Source organism: Streptosporangium sp. NPDC000396 (assembly GCF_042898655.1).
GTDB lineage: Bacteria > Actinomycetota > Actinomycetes > Streptosporangiales > Streptosporangiaceae > Streptosporangium.
In genome coordinates, this window is record NZ_JBIAZA010000018.1 from 122,839 (window position 1) to 141,327 (window position 18,489).

The 18,489-nt window shown below is 69.5% G+C and carries 18 protein-coding genes; 12 read left to right on the top strand and 6 right to left on the bottom strand.

The features are described 5' to 3' along the window. The first annotated feature begins 125 nt into the window (after positions 1 to 125). Positions 126 to 941 carry a MurR/RpiR family transcriptional regulator gene (locus tag ACFY2X_RS27795; protein WP_389943297.1) on the top strand — a complete coding sequence of 272 codons (816 nt, stop codon included), beginning with the start codon at positions 126 to 128 and terminating at the stop codon, positions 939 to 941. Between the two features lie 12 nt (positions 942 to 953). On the opposite strand, the gene ACFY2X_RS27800 is transcribed toward ACFY2X_RS27795, so the two are convergent. From ACFY2X_RS27800 to ACFY2X_RS27810, 3 genes are all read right to left on the bottom strand, one after another. Continuing rightward, positions 954 to 1,706: an ABC transporter permease gene (locus ACFY2X_RS27800; protein WP_389943300.1), complete on the bottom strand. Its 753-nt coding sequence runs from the start codon at positions 1,704 to 1,706 to the stop codon at positions 954 to 956. Positions 1,707 to 1,731: 25 nt separating this feature from the next. Beyond that, the gene (locus ACFY2X_RS27805) at positions 1,732 to 2,691 is read right to left on the bottom strand and encodes an ATP-binding cassette domain-containing protein (protein WP_389943303.1); all 960 of its coding nucleotides are present in this window, start codon (positions 2,689 to 2,691) and stop codon (positions 1,732 to 1,734) included. A gap of 102 nt (positions 2,692 to 2,793) precedes the next feature. After that, complete coding sequence (locus ACFY2X_RS27810; RefSeq protein WP_389943306.1) at positions 2,794 to 3,324, bottom strand: PadR family transcriptional regulator; 531 nt, start codon at positions 3,322 to 3,324, stop codon at positions 2,794 to 2,796. Positions 3,325 to 3,362: 38 nt separating this feature from the next. On the opposite strand from ACFY2X_RS27810, the gene ACFY2X_RS27815 reads away from it, so the two are divergent. The 4 genes from ACFY2X_RS27815 to ACFY2X_RS27830 all read left to right on the top strand — a co-directional run bounded on the left by ACFY2X_RS27815 (position 3,363) and on the right by ACFY2X_RS27830 (position 7,217). After that, a complete protein-coding gene (locus ACFY2X_RS27815) occupies positions 3,363 to 3,689 on the top strand; it encodes a hypothetical protein (RefSeq protein ID WP_389943309.1) in 327 nt (108 codons plus the stop codon). 72 nt (positions 3,690 to 3,761) lie between these two features. Then, a complete protein-coding gene (locus ACFY2X_RS27820) occupies positions 3,762 to 4,448 on the top strand; it encodes an SDR family oxidoreductase (protein ID WP_389943312.1) in 687 nt (228 codons plus the stop codon). Between the two features lie 217 nt (positions 4,449 to 4,665). Next, positions 4,666 to 6,024, top strand: coding sequence for a formimidoylglutamate deiminase (locus ACFY2X_RS27825; protein WP_389943315.1), 1,359 nt, complete (start codon positions 4,666 to 4,668; stop codon positions 6,022 to 6,024). A gap of 254 nt (positions 6,025 to 6,278) precedes the next feature. After that, positions 6,279 to 7,217: an RNA polymerase sigma factor RpoD/SigA gene (locus ACFY2X_RS27830; RefSeq protein WP_389943318.1), complete on the top strand. Its 939-nt coding sequence runs from the start codon at positions 6,279 to 6,281 to the stop codon at positions 7,215 to 7,217. A gap of 66 nt (positions 7,218 to 7,283) precedes the next feature. Here ACFY2X_RS27830 and ACFY2X_RS27835 read toward each other — a convergent pair whose 3' ends face one another. Together ACFY2X_RS27835 and ACFY2X_RS27840 are read right to left on the bottom strand one after the other, a co-directional pair. Then, positions 7,284 to 7,754 (bottom strand): hypothetical protein, encoded by a 471-nt coding sequence (locus ACFY2X_RS27835; RefSeq protein WP_389943321.1) that lies wholly within the window; start codon positions 7,752 to 7,754, stop codon positions 7,284 to 7,286. Between the two features lie 151 nt (positions 7,755 to 7,905). Then, positions 7,906 to 8,529, bottom strand: coding sequence for a PadR family transcriptional regulator (locus ACFY2X_RS27840; protein ID WP_389943324.1), 624 nt, complete (start codon positions 8,527 to 8,529; stop codon positions 7,906 to 7,908). Between the two features lie 570 nt (positions 8,530 to 9,099). Here ACFY2X_RS27840 and ACFY2X_RS27845 point away from each other — a divergent pair. The 7 genes from ACFY2X_RS27845 to ACFY2X_RS27875 all read left to right on the top strand — a co-directional run bounded on the left by ACFY2X_RS27845 (position 9,100) and on the right by ACFY2X_RS27875 (position 17,389). Continuing rightward, complete coding sequence (locus tag ACFY2X_RS27845; RefSeq protein WP_389943327.1) at positions 9,100 to 10,413, top strand: ammonium transporter; 1,314 nt, start codon at positions 9,100 to 9,102, stop codon at positions 10,411 to 10,413. Further along, positions 10,410 to 10,748, top strand: a complete 339-nt coding sequence (locus ACFY2X_RS27850) for a P-II family nitrogen regulator (RefSeq protein WP_093259464.1) — start codon at positions 10,410 to 10,412, stop codon at positions 10,746 to 10,748. Before ACFY2X_RS27845 ends, ACFY2X_RS27850 begins: the two co-directional genes overlap by 4 nt. A gap of 4 nt (positions 10,749 to 10,752) precedes the next feature. Further along, positions 10,753 to 13,038 (top strand): [protein-PII] uridylyltransferase, encoded by a 2,286-nt coding sequence (locus tag ACFY2X_RS27855; protein WP_389943331.1) that lies wholly within the window; start codon positions 10,753 to 10,755, stop codon positions 13,036 to 13,038. A gap of 220 nt (positions 13,039 to 13,258) precedes the next feature. Continuing rightward, positions 13,259 to 16,012, top strand: a complete 2,754-nt coding sequence (locus tag ACFY2X_RS27860; RefSeq protein ID WP_389943334.1) for a nitrate- and nitrite sensing domain-containing protein — start codon at positions 13,259 to 13,261, stop codon at positions 16,010 to 16,012. Beyond that, entirely contained in the window at positions 16,009 to 16,431 is a 423-nt protein-coding gene (locus ACFY2X_RS27865) for a roadblock/LC7 domain-containing protein (RefSeq protein ID WP_389943337.1), read from the top strand. The genes ACFY2X_RS27860 and ACFY2X_RS27865 overlap by 4 nt, the downstream gene beginning before the upstream one ends. A 27-nt stretch (positions 16,432 to 16,458) precedes the next feature. Beyond that, entirely contained in the window at positions 16,459 to 16,821 is a 363-nt protein-coding gene (locus ACFY2X_RS27870) for a DUF742 domain-containing protein (RefSeq protein WP_389943340.1), read from the top strand. Further along, positions 16,802 to 17,389 (top strand): ATP/GTP-binding protein, encoded by a 588-nt coding sequence (locus tag ACFY2X_RS27875; protein WP_389943343.1) that lies wholly within the window; start codon positions 16,802 to 16,804, stop codon positions 17,387 to 17,389. The genes ACFY2X_RS27870 and ACFY2X_RS27875 overlap by 20 nt, the downstream gene beginning before the upstream one ends. 128 nt (positions 17,390 to 17,517) lie before the next feature. Here ACFY2X_RS27875 and ACFY2X_RS27880 read toward each other — a convergent pair whose 3' ends face one another. Then, positions 17,518 to 18,447 (bottom strand): ABC transporter substrate-binding protein, encoded by a 930-nt coding sequence (locus ACFY2X_RS27880; protein WP_389943346.1) that lies wholly within the window; start codon positions 18,445 to 18,447, stop codon positions 17,518 to 17,520. Positions 18,448 to 18,489: the final 42 nt, after the last annotated feature.

Consider the following 18,489-nt stretch of genomic DNA (forward strand, 5'->3'; position numbering starts at 1 on the left):
CCGTTCGCCCGTGTCCGCAGGCCGGTTTCCCGCCGATGAGCCGCCGTCTCGCCCGCCACCGCCCGTGAGCGAAACCGGGGCCGGGAGCGGGAATGCCCGCGGACGATCGAGCGGTTGGAGGGGACGTGGGGGACGGACTCGATCGACTTCTGGAGGGCCGGCGGCTGTCGCCTGTGCAGCGGCGGATCGCGCGTTACCTCGACGACCACCTGGCCGAGGCCGTCTTCCTGTCCAGTGTGGAGCTGGCCGACCGGGCGGGGGTGAGCCAGCCGTCGGTGACGAGGTTCGCCGCGTTGCTCGGTTTCACGGGATATCCCGAGCTCAGGCAGGCGCTGCGACCGTTCGTCGTGGGCGGGCGCAGCCCGTCGCGAGCCAACGGCCCGCAGAGCGCGATCGACGCGGAGATCGAGAACCTGCGGAACGTCCGGGCCGGTCTGGCCGACCCGTCGAGCATCGCGGAACTGGGCGCGGCGCTGGCCGGATGCGAGCCGCTGCCCGTGCTCGGGCTGCGGGTGTCGAGCGGGCTGGCCACCACGTTCGCCTACTTCGCCCGCCGGATCCACCCCGACGTCCGCCTGCTGACCCACGGAGGCTCCGAACTGGCCGACGGCCTGCACGCCGCGCACCGGGCGGGAGCGGACTGGCTGGTCGCGGTGATCCTGCCCCGTTATCCGGCCGAGGCCGTACAGGCCCTGAGGGGCGCTCGTGAGCTGGGCCTGCGGACCGCGGTGATCACCGACAGGCGGGATGTGCCGTTCGAGGCCGATGTGATCCTCGACGCCCCGGTCGGGGAGGGGTCGGTGTGCGACCTGCACGTGGCGCCGCTCGCCCTGGCCATGGTGCTGGTGGAGGCCATGGCGGACGCGGCGCCGCTGCGGACGCGGGCCCGGCTGGAGGAGTATGAACGGATGATCGACCAGGCCGGGGTCTTCACCGACTGACCAGGTGGAAGGCTAGCCCGCGAGCTTTCGCAGCGAGCGGACCGACCAGATCAAGGTGAGCACGCCGAGCCCGAGGAAGATCCCAAAGGCCACCGGGATCGTGCTGTCGGAGAGGTTCCCGGCGAACAGGGACCGGCCGGCTTCGACCGCGTAGTAGAGCGGGTCGAACCTGGCCGCCGTCTGGATCCAGTCAGGCCCTTCGGCGATCGGCACCATCATGCCGGCGAGCAGCATCAGGGGCAGGGTGAAGAACTGGACGATCTGCCCCATGCCCTGCTCGTCGCGGATCGCGAGCGCCAGGCCGTAGGAGAGGGTGGAGGCGAACAGGCCGGTCGCGGCCATGAGCAGCAGCACGAGACCCAGCTCGGGCAGGCCGATCCGCAGGCCCATCAGTGCCGCCACGCCGATGACCGCCAGCGCCTGGACGACCAGAACGATCATGTCCTTGGCGACCCGGCCGAGGACGATCGCGGGCCGCCACGCCTGGCTGACCGCGATCCGCTCCAGCACGCCGTTGCGGGTCTCGTTGATCATGGAGAAGCCGGCGAACAGCGAGCCGAACAGGGCGACCATCATCATCGCGCCGGGCGTGAAAAGCCTCAGCGCGTCGACCGACGTGCCGCCGGGGGCGATGCCGGTCAGCAGCGGGGCGAACAGCAGCAGGTACAGGACGGGGTTGAGGATGCCGAACAGCGGCCAGAAGGGGTTGCGGAAGAGATTCCTGAGCTCGTAGCCCAGGAAGAGCATGGTGTGTCGAAACATCATGGCGTGTCCTTAAGGGGGCGGCCGGTCAGGCGGCGTCGCGGAGGGAACGGCCGGTGTGCCGCAGGAAGACGTCGTCGAGCGTGGCGCGGTCAAGGGAGATGGACCGGATGGGCAGGCCGCCCGCCTCCAGGGCGCGGAGCAGGGCGGGCAGGTTGTGCTCGCCGTCGTCGAGGTAGGCGCGCAGCGCGTCGCCCTCCGTCTGGGTCTCCTTGATGTACGGCTCGGCGTCGAGGAGCCCGCGTGCGGCATCCATGTCGTCGAGCCTGAGCGTGACCACGTCGCCGGCGACCTCCTTCTTGAGCTCCTCGGGGGTGCCCTCGGCGACGACCAGGCCGTTGTCGATGATGACGAGCCGGTCGCACAGCGCGTCGGCCTCGTCCAGGTAGTGGGTGGTCAGCAGCACGCTGGTGCCCTGGTCGCGCAGGGCGCGGACCTCGTCCCACAGGTTGGCGCGGTTCTGCGGGTCCAGACCGGTGGTGGGTTCGTCCAGGAAGATCAGCGGTGGCCGGTTCACCAGGCCGATGGCCAGCGCGAACCGCCGCTGCTGGCCGCCGGAGAGTGACTTGACCGGGCGGTCGGCGATCTCGGTCAGGCTGAAGGCCTCCAGCAGTTCACCGGCTCGGACGTCCGCCTGCTTGCGGGACAGCCCGTTGAGGCGCGCGGCCAGGAGCAGGCTCTCGCGGCCGGGGGCGTTGTCGTCCACGCCCCCGGCCTGGCTGACGTAGCCGATCTTCTCCCTGACCTTGGCCGCCTCCTTCACCACGTCGTGCCCGGCCACCCGGGCGGTTCCGGCGGTGGGGACGACGAAGGTGGCGAGCATCCGAACGGTGGTGCTCTTGCCCGCGCCGTTCGGGCCGAGGGCGGCGAAGATCTCGCCTTCGGCGACGGACAGGTCGATGCCTCGGACGGCCTCGACCTGCTCTGTTTTGCCTCGCCCGCGTTTGGCGGTGAAGGTCTTGCGCAGGCCGTGCGCTTCGATGATCATGATTCTCCGTTTCGGGGGTCGGAGGGTTCGGGGGCGCTCCGAAGGAGGGGGTGCTCCGAAGGAGAGAGTGAACGTTCCTCTAGGGGGAGACTCAACCGGTTTTCAGGGGAGATCGCCGTTTTTGATCTTCTCGGCGGCGTCGCCGAGCCAGGTCAGCTGGGCCTGGAGCTGGAGCATGTTGAGCCGCAGGCATTCGTCGATGTGCCGGGGGGCGCCGTAGGCCGCCTTGCCGCCGATCGCGCGTTCGGTCATCCCGATGGCGAACTGGAGCTGGGCGGCTCTGGCCTCTATCGCCGTGTTCAGCTCGGCGGGTGTCAGCCGGTCCATGAAGGTGATCGCCACCTGGAACGGGTCCACGATCGGCTTGATCTCCCACCAGTGGTTGAGCAGGTTGTGCATGAATTCCTGCCGGCCGGTCTCGGTGATCGAGTAGAGGGTCTTGCCGCCCTTGCCTTCTTCCAGTCGCTCCAGCAGGCCCTCGTCGGCCATCTTGCCCAGCCCGTGGTAGATCGAGCCGTAGGCCACGTTGGCCCAGTGGTGGGTGCCCATGAGTTCGAGGCGGCGCCGTACCTCGTAGCCGTGCAGCGGGCCGTCGAGCAGCACGCCGAGGAGCAGGGCGCGAGTGGAAGACATATTCAAGTTTGTATTCAAATTTGTATATGGTGTCAACCATGCGAGAGATCAGACGTGAAGACGACGGTGCGTTGCTGGGCTTCCTCCGGCCGGTGGACGGCGGGTGGGAGCCGCTGACCGTGTTCGGCTACCCGCTCGGGGAGCCGCGCTCGGAGGAGGACGCCTTCGAGGAGGTCCACCGGTCCGGGCTGGAGTTGCTGATGCGCCGCTGGGAGTTCCTGGAGGACGGCGAGTGGTACCGGTGCGAGATCCTGGAGGCCAACGCCGAGGAGGTCAGGGTCCGCCCGGCCGACTATCGCTACCCGCACAACGTCTACGCCCTGACCCTGGAGCGCCCCGGGCCCGCGACGTTCCGGCCGGAGTGAACCCAGAGCCCGAGATGGACCGGAGTCAGGGACGGCCCTGGCTCCGGAACGGACCGGAGTAGGGTGTCTCGCATGTCCGTACGACCGACCGCGCTGATCACCGGAGCCTCCCGGGGAGTCGGAGCCGCGATCGCGCGCGCCCTGGCGCCGGCCCACGACCTGTTGCTCGGCGGCCGGGATGAGGAGGCGCTGGCCAAGGTGGGCGCCGGGCTGCCGGGCGCGCGTCCCTGGCCGGTGGAGCTCACCGCCGTCACCGAGGCCGACGTCGCCGGGATCGACCGGCTCGACGTGCTGGTGCACAGCGCGGGCGTGGTGTCCCTGGGACGGATCGGGGAGACTCCCGCCGAGGTCTGGCGGCGTACGCTGGAGATCAACGTGATCGCGGTGGCCGAGCTGACTCGGCTGCTGCTGCCCGCGCTGCGCGCGGCCGAGGGGCACGTCGTGCTGATCAACTCGGGGGCGGGGCAGCGGGTCAACCCCGGCTGGGCTTCCTACGCGGCCAGCAAGTTCGCGTTGCGCGCCTTCGCCGACGGGCTCCGGCTGGAGGAGCCCGCCCTCCGGGTGACCACGATCTACCCGGGGCGGGTGAACACCGACATGCAGCGCGGGGTGCGAGCCCAGGAGAGCGGGGCCTACGAGCCGGAGAAATATCTGGCCCCGGACTCGGTGGCCCGCGCGGTGCTGGCCGCCGTGGAGGCCTCTCCCGACGCGCACGTCACCGAGATCACCGTCCGCCCGGCGGCCGGACCGGCCGGCTGAGCGCGTTCCCGGCCGGGTAAATCCGGCGGCCCCCTCGCTAGATTTGGCGGAGAAGGGGTATTCGACGAGGCGTGGGGTGCTGTCGTCCACCTCGGAAGTGACCGGTGCGACGGTGTCCGGCCGTGGTCTGGCGGGCATCTCACATTTCCGGGCGAGCACGCCGAGAGACGTGGCCGCCACACGGGAACGTCGCCCTCGCCACCGCCTTGGAGGAGCTGTGCCGGAGCTGAACTACTGGTGCGAGCTGGCCTGGCTGCCACCCGGTGAGGTCGTCGACGGAGTGCTCGTCAGGATCGAGGGGTCCAAGATCGCCGAGATCACCCCGGGGATGGCCGAGCCTCCCGCCGGGGCCGTCCGGCTCGGCGGGCTGACCATCCCCGGCATGGCCAACACTCACTCCCACGCCTTCCACCGCGCCCTGCGCGGGGCGACGGAGCGGGAGAAGGGCAGCTTCTGGACCTGGCGCGAGCAGATGTACGGCGTGGCCGGGACGCTGAACCCCGACTCCTACCTCAGGCTGGCCAGGGCCACGTTCGCCGAGATGGCGATGGCGGGGATCACCTGCGTGGGGGAGTTCCACTACCTTCACCACAATCCGGGCGGCAAGCCGTACGACGACCCGAACGCCATGGGTCACGCGCTCGTCCAGGCCGCGCGGGACGCGGGCCTGCGCATCGCGCTGCTGGACACCTGCTACCTGACCGGCGGGTTCGGTGTCCCGCTGACCGGGACCCAGCTGCGGTTCGGCGACGGCGACGCCGAGGGGTGGGCCGTCCGGGCCGAGGCTCTCCTGGAGGCCTACCGGGGAGTGGACGACGTGGAGGTCGGCGCGGCGATCCACTCGGTTCGCGCGATCCGCGCCGAGCAGATGCCGGTGATCAGCAAGTTCTCCCACCACCACGCGGTCCCGATGCATGTCCACCTGTCCGAGCAGCGTGCGGAGAACGCCGCCTGCGTGGAGGTGTACGCCGCCAGCCCGGCTCAGGTTCTGGCCGAGCACGATGTGCTCGGTCCCCGCTCCACCGCCGTGCACGCCACACACGTGTCCGATGTGGACATCGCGCTTCTCAGCCAGTCCAGCACCTATATCTGCATGTGCCCGACGACCGAACGCGACCTGGCCGACGGCATCGGCCCGGCGAGAACGCTGTTCGACGCGGGTTCGCCGCTCACGCTCGGCTCCGACAGCCACGCGGTCATCGACCTGTTCGAGGAGGCCCGTGCGGTCGAGCTGGACGAGCGGCTGGTCACCGAGCGGCGCGGGCACTGGACCGCCGCCGAACTGCTCCAGGCCGCGACCGCCGTCGGGCATGCCTCCCTGGGCTTTCCCGACGCGGGCACGCTCGTGCCGGGCGCGTGGGCCGATCTGGTGTCGGTGCGCCTGGACTCGGTCCGTACGGCGGGTGCGTCCCCGGGCAGCGTGCCGGAGATGGTCATCTTCGCCGCGACGGCCGCCGACGTGCACTCGGTGGTGTCGGGCGGCCGCCGGGTGGTCGACGGGGGCCGGCACGTCCTCGGTGACGTGGGGGCGATGCTGAACGAGGCGATCGCTCAGGCCCGGGGAGAGAACGCGTGAGCGGCGCCCCCGGAGCGGGAGGCCGGCACCGTCTGGTTTGAGGCCCCCGCGGCCGGGAAGCCGCAACCGTTGTGAACGCCATGCGCGAAGGCATCCTCCTTAAGGAGGAAATTAAAACCGTTCTCCGGGCGTACTTCTTTAGGGAATCTTTGCTCTGGTCCGAGCGTTGATAAGGCAAGCGACATGTCAGTTCGCGCGGGGCTTTGAACGAGCGTGCGGGCGTGTCATAAGCAGGCGGAGCGAGGTGCCATCGGATGGCAAGGCCGACGGGGAATCGGGCGCAGGACCAGCATGTCTCGGACCGGGACCTGCTAGGGACCTATTTGGCTGAAATCGGACGGGTTCCCCTTCTCACCGCGGAGGAGGAAGTCGAGCTCGCCAAGCGGATCGAGGCGGGTCTCTTCGCGGAACAGTTGCTGGACAGCGGCCTGGCGGAGCCGCGGATCGGGGATGCCGCCGATGAGGAGCTTGAACGGCTGGCTATTTCAGGACAGCGGGCCAAAGACGAATTCATCCAGGCCAATCTACGTCTTGTGGTGGCGGTCGCGCGCAAATATTCCGGGCGCGGAATGCCGTTGATCGATCTGGTCCAGGAGGGAAATCTGGGCCTGGTTCGGGCGGTCGAGAAATTCGACTACCGGCGCGGCTACAAGTTCTCCACATATGCCACCTGGTGGATCCGCCAGTCCGTGGGCCGCGCGATCCACGAGCAGGCCCGGCCGGTCCGGCTGCCGACCCACGCGGGTGAGCAGATGACCCGGCTGATGCGGGTCCGGCGCGACATGCTGGCCGAGTTCGACCAGGAGCCGACGGACGCCGACCTGGCTGAGGTGCTGGAGATGCCGATCGAGCGGGTCCGCGAGCTCCGCCGCTGGGCCTCCGACCCGGTCTCCCTTCAGCTCGGCGTCGGCGACGAGGACGAGACCGAGCTCGGCGACATGATCGCTGACGAGACGTGGGCGGACCCCGAGCAGCAGGCCCTGGACATCCTGGAACGCGAGCGCCTGGAGCAGTGGCTGACCGGCCTGGAGGGCCAAACCCGCGAGATGCTCCGCTGGCGTTACGGCCTGATGGACGGCCGCGAGCACACGTTGACCGAGGTCGGCGAGCGTTACGGCATCGGCCGCGACCGCGCCCGCCGTATCGAGCGCGACGCCCTGGCCCGTCTCCGCAAGATGGCCACGGCGGCCTGACAGGCCGACGATCCGGTACGGCTCGCGCGAGCCGTACCGGATCGGCCCTCACCCGCGTTCGGCGGTTCACTCCAGGCGGGCGGCGCACCCGAGCTGGTCGCCGATCCTGCCGAGGAGGTCGTGGATGTTCTTCCGGAGCTTCGCCCCGAACCCGATGAAGAACCGGTTGGCGAGCGGCACGCTCCATCGGCCCCGCTGCGCCACGTTGAGGACGCGGTGGACGAGCCGGGTTCCCTGAGGGTGGGGCGTGACGAAGTATTCGCCCCGGTACCACCAGCCGCCCTGCATCGCGACGAAGTCCCCGCCTCTCTCGACGGTCATCGTGTGAGCCCCGAAGTGCGCCGTGAACCGTTCCGGGCCGCCGGACAGGACGGCCTGGTGCGAGCCGTCCAGCAGCCACAGGTTGCGCGGGCCGATCGGGCCGGGCCGTACCGTGAGCAGCAGTTCCGCGACCTGGTCGACGGGCGCCTCGATCACGCCGGTGACCTCGTAGAGGAGGGATCTCTTCGTCGAGTTCCCGGCAGTCCGTCCAGTCATGGGATCTCCTTCGGATTGGGCCCGTGCGGGCGCCGGTCCGGTCCGCGAGGCGCCTATCCTTGGAGATCGCCAGCCCTGGACGGCCGCTTCGCGGATCCGGTTCGGGTGCATCCGCCGGCCGGGTGTTGGCGCACCCGGCCGGCGGCCTTTCTCACTCGTGTGGCGGCTCCTCGCCCAGCAACCCGGCCAGGAGGCCGGTTCTGAGAGAGGCGGGCCATCCGAGTTCGCCCGACTGGAGACGCGTGATGACCCCGCGCACCCAGTCGAGCTCCGCTGCCCGGAGGGCGCGGTCGCACTCCGCTTCGAGCGTGAGGATCGGGGGCAGGCCGGTGGCCGCGAGCTCGCTGATGTGAGCGTCGTAGGCCACGACCATGCCCCGCAGGGTGGCGGCCCGCGTTCGCAGGCACCGATCGACCTCCTCGGGTGGCAGGCAGCCCATGAGGGAGATCGCCGCCAGGAAGGCGCGGGTGTCGGGGCCGGGCTCCTCCAGGAGGCGCCGGAGACGGCTCCTGAGCTCCGCCCTGCCCTCTTCCGTGATCTCGTACACCGTGCGCTCGGGCCGGCGACCCTCCCGTGTCGTCTCCACAGGGCTGATCAGCTCTTCCTCCGCCAGCCGGTCCACCGCGTGATAGAGGCTGCGGGGCAGGCCCGTGACGTAGTCCTTGTGCGTATCGACGATGAGCCGGTGCAACTCGTAGGGGTGGCTGGGCCGTACGAAGAGCAGCGCGAGCACGGTGAGCCCTACCAGGTCGCGGTCGGTCCGTCGCCGTGCCATCACTCACCTCGCCGTAATACTGATTTCCTTATGGCAGTTTGCACTATTGCTAAGCGCGTGTCCATGCGGAGCGAAGCCGCAGGCCCGGAACGCCGCAGCCTGGTGTGGCCGGGCGCCTGGAGGATGCCGGCCGGCTTGGCGGCGTCCGGTGCGGACGCCGGGTATTTCGGTCAGGCCTGGTTTTCGGCCGCCTGTGCCGCGCCGACCGGAACGAGGCGGGGAGGTCCTGGAGTGAAGCGGGGGAGACCCCATGGTGTCGAGCCTGCCGATGTCGAGGATGACGCGCATGAGGGCTGAGGCGCGTCATCGAATCCCCTCGTGTCTTTGGATGAGGCGTACCTGAGGCCGGTTACGGTCATCTCCAGGTCAAGAAGATCCCTGTCCGAAACTTCCCCGAAACACCATGTGGACGAGTTTCACAGACGTGAAACACGCTGGGTCGCGACCTGAAACGGCAGAAGAACACGCTTTGGCGCAAACGTCAGTGCGCGGCCGGTCAACGGAGCCCAGGAAGCGATCACTGCGACAGTGAAACCGGCCATACGCCATTTGTAAGGAGGGTCGCGTCGAATGAAGATCGATAGCGGCACCACTGCCTGGATGATCACAGCCACCGCGCTGGTATTGCTGATGACTCCGGGGCTCGCGTTCTTCTATGGGGGCATGACCAGGGCCAAGAGCGTTCTGAACATGATGATGATGTCGTTCGTCAGCATCATCACCGTCACCGTCGCGTGGGTTCTCTACGGACACTCCCTGGCCTTCACCGACAACGGCAGCGATCTCGTCAACAAGTTCGTCGGCGGCTTCGGCGCCCTCGGGTTGCAGAGTCTGGTGGAGACGGCCACCAAGGACGACGGCACCGGCATGCCGAGCCTGGTGTTCTCGGCATTCCAGCTGACCTTCGCGATCATCACCGTCGCGCTGATCAGCGGTGCCATCGCCGACCGGGCGAAGTTCGGCGCCTGGGTGCTGTTCACCTTCGTCTGGGCGACCGTCGTCTACTTCCCCGTCGCCCACTGGGTCTGGGGCAACGGCTGGCTGTTCAACCTCGGCATCGAGGACTTCGCCGGCGGCACCGTGGTCCACATCAACGCGGGAGCGGCGGCCCTCGCCCTCGCGCTCGTGATCGGCAAGCGCGCCGGGTGGCGCAAGGACCCGATGCGACCGCACAACCTGACCCTGGTCCTGCTCGGCGCGGGCCTGCTCTGGTTCGGCTGGTTCGGCTTCAACGCGGGCTCCGAGCTCGCCGTGGACGGAACCGCCGGCCTCGCCTTCATGAACACCCAGATCGCCGCCGCGGTCGCCGCCGGTGCCTGGCTCGTGGTCGAGAAGATCCGCGACGGCCACGCCAGCAGCCTCGGCGTCGCCTCCGGCGCCGTCGCGGGTCTGGTCGCCATCACCCCGGCCTGCGGTTTCGTGGACCCCTGGGCCGCCATGCTCATCGGTGTCCTCGCCGGTGCGGTCTGCGCCTACGCCGTGGGCCTGAAGTACAAGCTCGGCTACGACGACTCGCTCGACGTGGTGGGCGTGCACCTGGTCGGCGGCGTGATCGGCGCGGTCTCCCTCGGCTTCCTCGCCGCCTACCCCTTCCTGGAGCAGCAGCACGAGGGCCTGTTCTACGGCGGCGGCGTCATCCAGCTGGGCCTGCAGGTTCTGGGCCCGGTCGTGATCGGCGGCTACTCCTTCATCGTCACCTGGGTCATCGCGAAGATAATCGACAAGGTGATGGGCTTCCGGATCGGTGCCGAGGAAGAGATCGCCGGCATCGACATCACCTCCCACGCCGAGACCGGTTACGACCTCGGCACCGTCCACTCCTCCGGAGTGGCCTCCCCCAACGGCCCCGCCGTCGTCCCGGCGCCTAAGAAGGTGGACGCATGAGACTTATCACCGCTGTCATCAAGCCCTTCAAGCTCGACGATGTGAAGGCGGCCCTGGAACAGTTCGGGATCAAGGGCATGACGGTCAGCGAGGCCAGCGGGTACGGCCGCCAGCGCGGTCACACCGAGGTCTACCGGGGGGCCGAGTACCAGGTGGACCTGGTGCCCAAGGTCCGCCTTGAGGTGCTCGCCGAGGAGGACGACGCCGAAGACGTCATCGACGTCATCGTCAAGGCCGCGCAGACCGGCAAGATCGGCGACGGCAAGGTCTGGTCCGTTCCGGTGGACACGGTCGTCCGGGTCCGCACCGGGGAACGCGGACCTGAGGCGCTCTGAGCCGGTGAGAGGCGACGCTCGCTCGTACGCCGCGGCCCGCAGGGAGCGGGCCGCGGACGTCGACCGCTGGCTGACGGACCTGGTCAGGACCGCCTGCGGCACGCCGTACGGGCGCATCGGGAAGAACGGCGACTCGAGGAGCGCCGACGAGCGCGGCGCCCTCAGCGGTGTCGCGCTCGTCGCGGTGGGAAGCCTGGGCCGCTCGGAGCTCGCCCCGGGCAGTGACCTGGATCTGGTCCTGCTCCACGACGGCCGTGACGACGTGGCCCGCATCGCCGACCGCATCTGGTATCCGATCTGGGACTCCGGCGTCGGCCTCGACCACTCGGTGCGGACCGTCGAGGAGGCCGCCACGGTCGCCCGGGAGGACCTCAAGGCGGTGCTCGGGCTGATCCAGGCCCGCCACGTGGCGGGAGACCCCGAGCTGACGCGGGCCGCGCGGGAGGTCGTGCTCGCCGAGTGGCGCGCCGACTCCAGGCGCCGCCTGGGTGAGTTGCGGGAGGCCACGGACAAGCGGGCCGAGGCGAGTGGCGAGCTGGCGTTCTTGCTCGAACCCGATATCAAGGACGCGCGCGGCGGAATCCGCGATGTGCAGGCGATGCAGGCCGTGGCCGCCGCCTGGGTCGCCTCGGCTCCGGGTCCCCGGGTCCGCGAGGCCCACGAGCTTCTGCTCGACGTCCGGCACGGCCTGCACCTGGTGACCGCCCGGGGCGCCGACCGGCTGGTGCTCCAGGAACAGGACGCGGTCGCCGGAGCGCTGGGCCTGCTCGACGCCGAGGCGCTGATGCGCAGGCTCGCCGAGGCGGGCCGGACGATCGCGCACGCGTTCGACGCCACCTGGCGCACCGTTGACCGGCTGCTGTCGGGCCCCACCCCCAGGGGACGCCGCCCGATCGCCGACGGCGTCGTCGAACACGCGGGTGAGGTCGTGCTCGCCCGCGGGGCGAACCCGCGCCGGGATCCCGTGCTCGTGCTCCGCGCCGCCGCGGCCGCCGCCGAGGCCGGGCTGCCGCTCGCGCCGGCCACGGTGAACACGCTGGCCACCCAGTCCGCGCCGCTTCCGGTTCCCTGGCCGGACGAGGCGCGGGACGCGCTGGTCGCCCTGCTCGGCGCCGGGCGCGCGGCGGTGCCGGTCTGGGAGGAACTGGACCAGGCCGGCGTGCTGGTCCAGCTGCTGCCCGACTGGGAGCGCGTGCGGCACCGCCCGCAACGCAACCCGGTGCATCGCTACACCGTGGACAGGCACCTGATCGAGGCCGCGGCGGGAGCCGCCTCCTTCACCCGGGAGGTGTCACGGCCCGACCTGCTGCTCATCTCCGCCCTCCTGCACGACATCGGCAAGGGATATCCCGGCGACCACTCGGCCACCGGCGCGGTCGTGGCCCGCGACATCGGCACCCGGATAGGCCTGCCGCCCGCGGACGTGGACGTCCTGGAGACCGTGGTCCGTCACCACCTGCTGCTGCCCGAGACGGCGACCCGCCGCGACCTCGACGACCCGGTGACGATCTCCCGGGTGGCGGAGGCCGTCGGCTCGCGTGAAGTGCTCGAACTGCTGGCCGCCCTCGCCGTGGCCGACGGCCATGCCACCGGACCCGCCGCGTGGAACTCCTGGAAGGCGTCCCTGGTCGCCGACCTCGTCCGCCGGGTCCGCTCGGTGCTGTCCGGCACCCCGCCGCCGCCCGCGCCCTCGCTCTCGGTGGAGCAGGCGTCGCTGGCCCGGCACGGTGGCGGTGCCGTACGGGTCAACGGGGGAGCGGTCACCGTGGTGGCGCCGGACCGGATGGGGCTGCTCTGGCGTGCGGCCGGAGTGCTCGCCGCGCATCGGATGGTGGTCCGTGCCGCCTCCGCGGCCTCGGCGGGCTCCACCGCCGTGATCGAATTCTCGGTCGTCCCCGAGTACGGCTCGCCGCCCGACCCGGCGACACTGGAGGCCGACCTGCGGCTGGTTCTGGCCGGTCGGCTCGACATCGAGCAGCGGCTGGCGCGAAGGGCCCAGTCGATGCGCCCGGCCCGGGTGCCGGTGGCGCCGCCGCGGGTGACGCTCGTGGACGACGCGTCCAACACGGCGACCGTCGTGGAGGTGCGCGCGCACGACCGTCCGGGGTTATTGTGGCGAATTGGTAGGGCTTTTGGGGATTGCGGTCTTGACGTGCGCGCTGCGCGTGTGGAGACTCTCGGCGCGGAGGCGGTGGACGTCTTCTATGTCGTTGACAGGGCTGGACGTCCGCTGACCGACGAGGCTCAGCAGGCACAAGTGCGGGACCAGGTGCTTGCCGCCTTGCGATAACCGTAGGCCATCCGTCTACTGTCACATTCGTAACAATTACGTCCGATTTGTCGGTTATGTCGATTGCGTCCCGTGACCTTGTGGTCTGATGTTGGCCATCTGTGTCGTGATGGTGAGGGGTAGCAAGAGCGTGACGACGGCGACTACCGAGAGCGGGAGTGCTTCGGCGGGCGACCGCGGCAAGCGGCCTGCCGCTCGATTCGGTCTGCGGAACTGGCGCGTGCGATCGCGTCTCACGGCCCTGATTCTGGTCCCGACCGTGGTGGGCGTCGCGCTCGCGGGAACGCGTGTGGTCGCCTCCGTCGACAGCGTGTCCGGCTACCAGCGGACCGCGGCGGCGGCCGAATACTCCGGCAGGCTGCGCGAGCTCGCCCAGGCTCTCGGCCTGGAACGTGACCGGGGCGCCTGGGCCTCCTTCCAGCCCTCGAACAAAGGGCTGAAGGACAGCGCCGAAGCGCAGAAGAGCACGGTCGACACGCTGATCAAGCAGGTCCTGGCCGACCTGCGCGCGATCGACGACTCCTACGGTCCCCGAGCGGCCGAAGCGGCAAAGAACGTGAGCTACCAGCTCGCGGGCCTGAAGGAACTGCGCCAGATGCCCGGAACGAACCGGGTGGAACGATACAGTTTCATGATTTCCCCGCTGCTCCGGCTCCACGAGGAGCTCACGCTGGTCAGCGATGACTCGGAGATCGTCGGCAACACGCGCGCGCTCAGCGCGCTGGCGAGCGCCAAGGAAGAGGTCTCCAAGCAGCGCGCCCGCCTGCTGGCCGGCTACTACGCGCCCACGATGATCAACCCCCAGGAGATCGAGAAGTTCATCGTCTCCCGCTCGCGCATGGAGGAGTACAAGGCGGACTTCGGCGTCGAGACGACCCCGGGCAACGCCCAGCTCCTCGTCAACGCCATGATCGACGAGAAGGTGCACCGCGCCGAGCTGACCAAGTCCAGGGCGATCGTGCTCGCCGGCGACCCGCACAACCACGGCCGCCTGCTGTCCGACTTCGAGGCGGTCAAGCAGTGGTTCTCGGACAACAGCGCGGTCCTCGACCGCATGAAGAAGGTCGAGAACAAGGTCGCCGGTGACGTGATCACCCGTGCCCGGGAGCTGGAGGACACCGAGCAGCGCAACGCGATCATCGCTTCCGGGCTCATCCTGGCCCTGCTGCTCCTGGTCCTCGGCCTCACCGTCCTCATCGCCCGTTCGATGGTCCTGCCGCTGCGCCGCCTGCGTGCCGAGGCGCTCGACGTCGCCGGTTTCCGGCTTCCCGAGGTCGTGCGCAACCTCCGGGTCTCCGGGGACACGCAGGCACCCGACGTCGCCCCCATCTCCGTCGACACCAAGGACGAGATCGGGGAAGTCGCCAAGGCCTTCGACGAGGTCCACCGGCAGGCCGTACGGCTGGCCGCCGAGGAATCCGAGCTCCGCTCCAACATCAGCGCGATGTTCGTCAACCTGTCGCGCCGTACCCAGACCCTCGTGGAGCGGCAGATCTCGCTGATCGACGGCCTGGAGAAGGGCGAGGAGGACGGCGGCCGCCTGGCGGACCTGTTCAGGCTCGACCACCTCGCCACCCGCATGCGCCGCAACTCCGAGAACCTCCTGGTTCTCGCCGGCCACGAACCGGCCCGCAGGCGTAACCAGCCCGCCAAGCTCGTCGACATCGTGCGGGCCTCGCTGTCCGAGGTCGAGGACTACGAGCGGGTCCAGGTCAAGGTGCACCGCACGATCTCGGTCGCGGGAAGCGCCACCAACGACATCGTCCACCTGGTCGCCGAGCTGGTGGAGAACGCCATCCAGTTCTCTCCCCGGGCCAGCCAGGTCGTGGTCTCCAGCAGCATGATCGAAGGCGGCGGCGCGCTGCTGGCGGTCAGCGACGCCGGTATCGGCATGACCACCGACGAGCTGGTGGAGACCAACCGGCGCCTGGCCGAACCGCCCGTCGTGGACGTCTCGGTGTCCCGGCGGATGGGCCTGTTCGTGGTCGGCCGCCTGGCCCTGCGCCACGGCGTCCGCGTCCAGCTCCGCCCGCAGGAGGGCGGCGGTCTGGTCGCCATGGTCCTCTTCCCGCCGGAGCTCATCGTCGAGGCGGCCCAGCCGGCCGGCCGCACTCCTTCGTGGGGCGCCGAGCCGTCGGCCCCGCAGGCCTCCTTCGGGCAGACCTCCGTCCCGCCGGTCTCCTCGTTCGGTTCCACGTCGTTGCCGGGCGACCGCTCGATCCCTGTCCAGCAGGGACCGGTGCCCGACGCCTTCACCGGCGCGCCGCAGGCGAACGGCGAGTTCCCCCTGCCCAAGCGTCAGGTTCCGGGAGCGAACGGCAACGGAGCCAACGGGGCCGTCCACACCGGCGAATTCTCCGCATGGGGCCAGACCTCGCGCGAGGAGCCGGTGGCCGCGCCGATGCCGAGCGTGGACTTCTCCCCGCTCGAATCCGAGCAGGAGGAGTTCCTGCCGATCTTCGCCTCCATCGAGTCGGCCTGGTTCCGCCGGGTGGACGACATGGGTGAGCGTGGAGCCGCCGAAGCCGGCACCGGGGAACCCGGGCACCCGGAGGACTTCCCGGCGCCCGAGCCGTTCGAGCAGTCCGCGTCGTTTGACCAGCCCGTGCCCCCGGCCGACATGCCGGTTCGCGAGACGGGTCACGAACCGGCCCTCCCGCCGGTCATGGAGCCGGTTCCGGTTCACGGGCCGGACGGCTGGCAGACCCCGGCCGACGCCGGATGGCGGGCGGCCCAGGCCGCGAGCGACCCCAGCCTCGGCGGAATCACCTCGGCGGGCCTGCCCAAGCGGACCCCCAAGGCCAACCTGGTGCCAGGTGCCGCGGCCAGCGTGCCGTCCACCCCGATGCCGCCCATCTCACCCGAACGAGTGCGCAACCGCCTGTCCAGCTTCCAGCAGGGAGTGCGACGCGGCCGCGCCGAACTACACGAGGACACCGCCAGGAACATGGCGGACAAGGAGGAGGGCTCGTGACGACCCTGAGCCATGAGGCACGTAGGTTCGACTGGCTGATCACCGAGTTCGTCCGCGGCACCCCCGGTGTCGCGCACGCGGTGTGCGTCTCGGCCGACGGGCTGCGGATCGCCAGTTCGGACGGGTTCCCGGAGGACCGCGCCGACCAGCTCGCCGCCGTCTCGGCCGGCCTGCTCAGCCTGACCGTGGGCGCGTCCCGCGTGTTCGAGGGCGGGGCCGTCACCCAGACCGTGGTCGAGATGGAACGGGGCCTGCTGCTGGTCATGGCGGTCAGCGACGGCTCGGTGCTCGCCGTACTCGCCTCTCCCGAGTGCGACATGGGACTGGTGGCCTACCAGATGACCTTGCTCGTCGATCGGGCGGGCCAGGCGCTCACCCCGGCCCTCCGGGCCGAGCTACAGGCTTCCCGGGGCCGATAATGACCGCGCTCTTCACGGGAGAGGGTCATGCTCGGCATTGACGGAACCGGGGACGAGGAGCCCCTGTTCCGTCCATACGCGGTCACCGGCGGCCGAGCCGAGCCGAGCTATCACATGGCGCTGGAGACGCTGGTCTCCTCCTCGTTCATCATGGACGAGGAACTGGCCCTGCTCACCCCTGAGCAGGATGCCATCATCAGGTTGTGCCGTTCGTTCCGATCGGTCGCCGAGATCTCGGCCCTGCTGAGGGTCCCGCTCGGTGTGGCCCGCGTCCTGGTGGCGGATATGGCCGACGAGGGCCTCGTCCGTCTCCACCAGCCACGTCTGGACCAGGGACAACCGGATCTCAACATGCTCGAAAGGGTTCTCAGTGGACTTCGCAGGCTCTAACCATGGTGGCCTGTCGTCGACGAAGATCGTCGTCGCGGGCGGGTTCGGCGTCGGCAAGACCACGTTCGTGGGCGCCGTGTCGGAGATTCTGCCGCTGACCACGGAGGCGGTGATGACCGATGCCAGCGCCGGCATCGACGACCTCGGTCTCACCCCGAACAAGGCGACGACCACCGTCGCGATGGACTTCGGCCGCCTCTCGCTGGACAAGGACCTGATCCTGTATCTGTTCGGCACCCCCGGCCAGCACCGGTTCTGGTTCATGTGGGACGACCTGGTCCGTGGCGCGATCGGCGCGGTGGTCCTGATCGACACCCGGCGGCTGGCCGACGGCTTCCCGGCGATCGACTACTTCGAGGAGGCCAAGCTTCCCTTCGTGGTCGGGGTCAACGGCTGGGACGGGCAGTTCCTGCACTCGGAGGAGGAGGTGCGGGAGGCCCTGGCGCTCGCCCCGCACGTCCCCATCGTGCGCACCGACGCCCGCAACCGCGACTCCGTCAAGGGCACGCTCATCACGCTGGTGGAGCACGTCCTTCGCGTCCGCTCGGCCTACGGCATGTCGGTCTAGGTCCTACTCTCGTACGGCGTTCTGCTCCCGTACGGCCTTCTTGGTTCCGTACGGCGTTCTGGGCCCGTACGGCTCGCGCCGCAGAGGCGGCCGCCCGCGAGGCATCGGCCCGCGGGCGGCGCCGTACGTCAGCGGGGCACCCAGTCCTTCCAGACGATCTTGTTCGCGTCGATCCACTTCTTGGCGGCGGCGTCGGCGCTCATCTTGTTGTTGACGATGTCGTTGGCCACCGCGTTCTGCTGGTCGTTGGTCCACGAGAAGTTACGCACCAGCTCGTAGGCCTTGCCCCCGGCGTCGGCGAACTTCTTGCTCACGATCTTGTCGAGCAGGTAGGGAGGATAGTCGCACGCGATCTTCCTCGTCTTGGTGTCGCAGCCGATCGCGTAGGGCGGAAGGTTGATCTTCGCCAGCTTGACCTGGGTGAACAGCCACTGCGGTTCGTAGAAGTACATCAGCAGCGGGGTGCGCCGCTCGGTGGCCAGCCTGGCCGCCGTGATCAGGGACTTCTCGCTGCCCGCGTAGACGACCTTGTAGTTGAGGTGAAGGTTGCGGATCAGCGCCTCGTCGTTGGTGACGTAGGAGGGGTCTCCGTCAAGGAGCTGGCCGAAGTTTCCCGACTTCTCGGTCTTGAACAGGTGGGCGTACTTGTTGAGCTGCCGCCAGTCGGTGATGTCCGGGTACTGGTCGGCCATCCACTGGGGGACGTACCAGCCGATGACGCCCTTGTTCCCGTTCCGGCCGGCGGAGACCGCGACCTTCTTCTCCTCGATGTAGTTCTTCTTCTCCGTCTCGTGGCCCCAGTTCTCCACGATGACGTCCACCGTGCCCTTTTCCAGTCCCTGCCAGGACTGGGGCTCGTTGAGCTCCACCCTCTGCACCTTGTAGCCGAGCTCTTTTTCCAGGAGCTGGCTGAGGACCGCGGCGCTGGCCTTGTAGCCGGCCCAGTCGTTGACGGCGATCTTCACGGTGCCACCGGTCGGTGCTGTCTTCTCCTTCTCACCGCTGCACGCGGTGAGAAGGAGGAGTGCCGCGACGGCTCCGGCGAGTTGTTTTCTCATGATTCCTCCGCTCCCTGAACAGAGCGGCTTCTCGCTTCCCCA

Bases quoted from the DNA above. Each gene is read 5' to 3' on its own strand.
- ACFY2X_RS27800 (WP_389943300.1), bottom strand. From the start codon at position 1,706: ATGATGTTTCGACACACCATGCTCTTCCTGGGCTACGAGCTCAGGAAT.
- ACFY2X_RS27805 (WP_389943303.1), bottom strand. From the start codon at position 2,691: ATGATCATCGAAGCGCACGGCCTGCGCAAGACCTTCACCGCCAAACGC.
- ACFY2X_RS27810 (WP_389943306.1), bottom strand. From the start codon at position 3,324: ATGTCTTCCACTCGCGCCCTGCTCCTCGGCGTGCTGCTCGACGGCCCG.
- ACFY2X_RS27815 (WP_389943309.1), top strand. From the start codon at position 3,363: ATGCGAGAGATCAGACGTGAAGACGACGGTGCGTTGCTGGGCTTCCTC.
- ACFY2X_RS27820 (WP_389943312.1), top strand. From the start codon at position 3,762: ATGTCCGTACGACCGACCGCGCTGATCACCGGAGCCTCCCGGGGAGTC.
- ACFY2X_RS27830 (WP_389943318.1), top strand. From the start codon at position 6,279: ATGGCAAGGCCGACGGGGAATCGGGCGCAGGACCAGCATGTCTCGGAC.
- ACFY2X_RS27835 (WP_389943321.1), bottom strand. From the start codon at position 7,754: ATGACTGGACGGACTGCCGGGAACTCGACGAAGAGATCCCTCCTCTAC.
- ACFY2X_RS27840 (WP_389943324.1), bottom strand. From the start codon at position 8,529: ATGGCACGGCGACGGACCGACCGCGACCTGGTAGGGCTCACCGTGCTC.
- ACFY2X_RS27845 (WP_389943327.1), top strand. From the start codon at position 9,100: ATGAAGATCGATAGCGGCACCACTGCCTGGATGATCACAGCCACCGCG.
- ACFY2X_RS27850 (WP_093259464.1), top strand. From the start codon at position 10,410: ATGAGACTTATCACCGCTGTCATCAAGCCCTTCAAGCTCGACGATGTG.
- ACFY2X_RS27870 (WP_389943340.1), top strand. From the start codon at position 16,459: ATGCTCGGCATTGACGGAACCGGGGACGAGGAGCCCCTGTTCCGTCCA.
- ACFY2X_RS27880 (WP_389943346.1), bottom strand. From the start codon at position 18,447: ATGAGAAAACAACTCGCCGGAGCCGTCGCGGCACTCCTCCTTCTCACC.